This is a genomic window from Nostoc sp. CHAB 5715 (genome assembly GCF_020829685.1).
Lineage (GTDB): Bacteria > Cyanobacteriota > Cyanobacteriia > Cyanobacteriales > Nostocaceae > Nostoc.
This window is the reverse complement of the sequence record NZ_JAIVFR010000758.1, coordinates 1-3,748: the sequence shown is the minus strand read 5'-3', so window position 1 is coordinate 3,748 and position 3,748 is coordinate 1. Positions and strand designations below refer to the sequence as shown.

The following is a 3,748-nucleotide window of genomic DNA, read 5'->3' as shown; positions in this document are numbered from 1 at the left end:
TAGGACTAATATTTGATTTCTGAAAAAGCTCGGTACAACTCGAAAAGCCTAATTCCTTATTCCCTACTCCCTACTCCCCACTCCCCGCCTACGTAAATAATTTCAAAAATCAAATACGATTCCTATACAAGACGATAGTCTCTTTAAGTTGGATGTTCATAATTTTTATCCCTAGTTAGTTAAGAGCATTTCCCAAACTATGCTCTAAAATTTATTTAAATTCATTAAAGCCTTAACTTATGCTTCTTGCCGAACTCATACCGCTAGTTAAAGAATTATCTCACACTGATAAACTCTTACTAATACATTTCCTGGCAGCCGAATTGTTGAAGGAATCGAGTTTAGTTCCATTGGATGCTCAGGACAAAGTAGCAAGTCTTGATTTATATGATTCTTTTGAAGCTGCTGCTGTTTTAGCTAAGGCATTAGCAGAAGAAGCGGCAACACATGGTTGATAAAGTTAGATTGGCATTTACTGAGGTAAATCCAGAACTCGGTGCATTAAGTGGGCTGCCTTATCTACCCCTAATTCTGACTTATCAGGATCGCTCTGTAAATGTATCAGGCTTGCTAGATACTGGTTCTACTGTCAACGTATTGCCCTACGAAATCGGGTTAAGGCTGGGAGCAGTTTGGGAACGTCAAAGACTCTCTGTTCCATTGGGTGGTAATTTGGCTAGGTTTGAGGCGAGGGCATTGGTGTTGATAGCAAATGTTGAGCAATTTCCGACAGTAGAACTAGCTTTTGCTTGGACAAGAGATAGAAACGCCCCATTGATTTTAGGACACATGAATTTCTTTTTAGCGTTTGATGTGTGCTTCTATCGTTCTGAATTAGTGTTTGAAATTAGCCGTAAACTAAAATAGCGTGATGGAAATAGTGAAACCCAACATCATATTAGGTTAACGTTGGGTTTCACTGCATTCAACTAGCTTGATTCGGCGGTATTGCTTCCGGTGGCGTTTCCGTCGGGGGAGCGAGTACCGCATCCGGCGCAATTTCTTCTACGGGAATCGGTTGCTTCTCCTCAATTTCAAAATCTGCTTGCGCTGCTTCCACCAATTCCGGAGATGGGGGATGTGGTGGAATCGCTTCCGGTACACTCTCGGTTTTGGCTTGGGTGTCAGTAGTAACTGTCTCCTCTGCTGGTTTTTCTGGTGTGACAGTAGTTTTGTCGATAATATCAACAGTAGGTTTCTCTACCAGAACAGAGGTAATGTCTTCAGGTTTGGGGGTTGTGGGTGTTTTTTTACTCACAGTCTGTTGCACCTTATCTTTCACGCCACTGAAGGTGCTACCAAGACTTTTTTGCAACTGACCCAGCCGTTCCTGAAGGGAGAACTTATTTACCTGTTCCTGAATACCAGTTTTCACTGTCTCAGGACTGGGTACTTGGGTTTGTTGTGGCTGTGGAGTCAGTTGGCGACGTAATGATAGAGTTTGCCAGCCAAACCAAACCAAAAGAGCCACACTAGCCACGTGACCCAGCAACAAACCTCCAGTAATGCGTGGTGCAAACACCCATAAAACTAAGGCGTAGAAAAGTCCTATACCACTCCAGATAAAGTCATTCTTGCGGTGGATTTCTGGAAAAAAGAAAGCTGCTATGTAAATGGCTAAACTACCAAAACCGACCACCAAAGCTAGGACAAATGCCAGCATTATTTGGTTACTCCTTACTGCGTCCTTTGACTATTTAAATTTTGCAAATTTTGCAAGTCAATTGTTGATTTAGATACAAATTAAAATTAATTATCCGTGTTAGTTGTGGATTTTTGTCATTTATATTAACTCTTAAGGTCTTCTTTAGGAGAGAAGGGAAAATATCGGACTACCCTTAAAGTAAAAGGATCTGCAAGAGTTAGCCAGAAATTTTTTATGACACTACAAAGCTTTGGTGTGATTGGATTAGCCGTTATGGGTGAGAACATCGCTCTAAACGTGGAGCGCAATGGCTTCCCAATTGCAGTTTACAACCGCTCCCGAGAAAAAACGGATGCGTTTATGGCGCAGCGTGCCCCAGGACGGAACGTCAAAGCCGCTTTTAACCTGGAAGATTTTGTCGCCTCATTGGAACGTCCCCGCAAAATTCTAGTAATGGTGCAAGCTGGTAAGCCAGTGGATGCGGTGATTGCTCAACTCAAACCCTTGTTGGAAGAAGGCGATATCATTATCGACGGTGGCAACTCTTGGTTTGAAGATACGGAACGACGCACTCAGGAATTAGAACCTACTGGGCTTCGGTATCTTGGTATGGGTGTCAGTGGCGGTGAAGAAGGGGCGCTGAACGGCCCATCTCTGATGCCTGGAGGTACAACAAGCTCTTACGAGTTTCTATCGCCAATTTTCAACAAAATTGCTGCCCAAGTCGATGATGGCCCTTGTGTAACCTACATTGGCCCTGGTGGTTCTGGTCACTATGTCAAAATGGTACACAACGGCATTGAGTACGGCGACATGCAGCTAATTGCTGAAGCCTACGACTTGCTCAAAAGTGCTGCTGGATTAGACCATAATCAGCTACATGAGGTGTTTGCTGAATGGAACACCACCGATGAACTCGATTCATTTTTGATTGAGATTACGAAGAATATCTTCCCATATCTTGACCCAGAAACAAATAAACCCCTGGTGGATTTGATTGTTGACGCAGCAGGTCAAAAGGGAACTGGACGCTGGACTGTACAAACTGCCTTGGAATTGGGAGTCTCTATTCCCACAATTACAGCAGCAGTTAATGCCCGGATTATCTCTTCGATTAAAGAGGAGCGGGTTGCAGCATCTAAAGTTCTAACAGGCCCCAGTGGCAAGTATGACGGGCAAACCAAGGACTTTATCAACAAAGTACGCGATGCTCTCTATTGCTCAAAAATCTGTTCTTATTCTCAAGGCATGGCGTTGCTATCCACCGCTTCAAAAACATATAACTGGAATTTGGATCTGGGCGAAATGGCGCGGATTTGGAAAGGTGGTTGTATTATTCGCGCTCGCTTTTTGAATAAGATTAAGAAGGCTTTTAGCGAAAATCCAGCTTTGCCTAACCTGCTGTTAGCTCCCGAATTTAAGCAGACAATTCTTGACAGACAGACTGCTTGGCGGGAAGTGATTGCGACAGCTGCAACACTGGGAATTCCAGTACCCGCATTTAGCGCATCCTTGGATTATTTTGACAGCTATCGCCGCGATCGCTTACCTCAAAATCTAACTCAAGCACAACGCGACTACTTCGGCGCACATACCTACCTGCGTCTTGATAAGCCCGGAACTTTCCACACTGAATGGGTACCCATTGCTGAAGCTAAGAAGTAAATTTTCACACATTTATACCAGGATATTGTGAAAAGTTAAAAAGTTTCAGAATACAGTTTTAAGGGTGGCTCTGAGTTTCAGAGTCACTTTCTTTTTAACGAACCGTAGACAAAATCGCTACTCAACGAAGAGATGAGGGAGATGAGGGAGATGAGGGAGATGAGGGAGATGAGGGAGAGGGGGAAAACAGACAAGAAAAATTTAATTTATTTTTTTGGGGATGAGGAAGATGAAGCACCACCTTCTCTGGGATAGGGAGAATCAACAAAACCCAATTCAAATAACTGTCTATAGGCTTTCTTACCTAAATCTCGCGTCGGGTTTTGACTCTTAATTATTTGAATCAACAACGGCACAGCTAATTCTGGTTGATTTTGTGCGCGATGTACCAATGCAAGCTGAAAGGTGGCTTCATCTCGCTTTTGCGCTGTTACTAGA

Annotated in this window: 4 protein-coding genes and 1 pseudogene; 3 read left to right on the top strand and 2 right to left on the bottom strand. The window is 43.4% G+C overall.

The features are described 5' to 3' along the window. Positions 1-239: 239 nt before the first annotated feature. Positions 240-455: a hypothetical protein gene (locus tag LC574_RS30695; protein ID WP_229457369.1), complete on the top strand. Its 216-nt coding sequence runs from the start codon at positions 240-242 to the stop codon at positions 453-455. Beyond that, positions 448-867 carry a hypothetical protein gene (locus LC574_RS30690; protein ID WP_229457368.1) on the top strand — a complete coding sequence of 140 codons (420 nt, stop codon included), beginning with the start codon at positions 448-450 and terminating at the stop codon, positions 865-867. The genes LC574_RS30695 and LC574_RS30690 overlap by 8 nt, the downstream gene beginning before the upstream one ends. A gap of 58 nt (positions 868-925) precedes the next feature. On the opposite strand, the gene LC574_RS30685 is transcribed toward LC574_RS30690, so the two are convergent. Next, positions 926-1,663, bottom strand: a complete 738-nt coding sequence (locus tag LC574_RS30685) for a Ycf66 family protein (RefSeq protein ID WP_229457367.1) — start codon at positions 1,661-1,663, stop codon at positions 926-928. Between the two features lie 216 nt (positions 1,664-1,879). On the opposite strand from LC574_RS30685, the gene gndA reads away from it, so the two are divergent. Continuing rightward, a complete protein-coding gene (gene gndA / locus LC574_RS30680) occupies positions 1,880-3,310 on the top strand; it encodes an NADP-dependent phosphogluconate dehydrogenase (protein WP_229457366.1) in 1,431 nt (476 codons plus the stop codon). A gap of 206 nt (positions 3,311-3,516) precedes the next feature. Here the strand turns inward: gndA and LC574_RS30675 are convergent. Next, positions 3,517-3,748, bottom strand: a pseudogene (locus LC574_RS30675) (hypothetical protein); the annotation flags it as partial.